This window comes from Aeromicrobium phragmitis (assembly GCF_003674095.1).
Taxonomy (GTDB): Bacteria; Actinomycetota; Actinomycetes; order Propionibacteriales; family Nocardioidaceae; genus Aeromicrobium; species Aeromicrobium phragmitis.
Genome location: NZ_RDBF01000139.1, coordinates 1 through 391 on the forward strand (window position 1 = coordinate 1; position 391 = coordinate 391).

A 391-nucleotide genomic window follows, 5' to 3' on the forward strand; every position below is an offset into this window, starting at 1 on the left:
CACCATCAGCTGACATCCCCCGAGAATCGAGAAACCCCCTATGAAAACCATCATCGTGGCGTGCGGGGGTGGCATCGCCACCTCCCAGACCGTCGCCGTCAAGCTCGAGAACCTGCTCGCCGACCGCGGACTCCGCGGCAGCGTCAGCGTCGAGGCCATCAACATCAACTCGATCCCGACCTACATCAAGAGCGCGGACGTGTACGTGTCCATCGCCCAGCACGGCGAGGCCCAGTACGACATCCCGACGTTCAGCGGGATCCCCTTCCTGACCGGCATGGGCGCCGAGGACGAGTTCGCCAAGATCCTCACCGCCCTCGGCGAAGGCTGAGGAGGCGGACATGGACGCACTGCGCACCGTCTTCCAAGGTCTCATCGACCTCGGCGCGCC

At 65.0% G+C, this 391-nt stretch carries 1 protein-coding gene; it reads left to right on the forward strand.

What is annotated here, in order from left to right; all coding sequences use genetic code 11:
- Positions 1-40: 40 nt before the first annotated feature.
- Positions 41-331, forward strand: a complete 291-nt coding sequence (locus D9V41_RS16650) for a PTS sugar transporter subunit IIB (RefSeq protein ID WP_121795626.1) — start codon at positions 41-43, stop codon at positions 329-331.
- Positions 332-391: the final 60 nt, after the last annotated feature.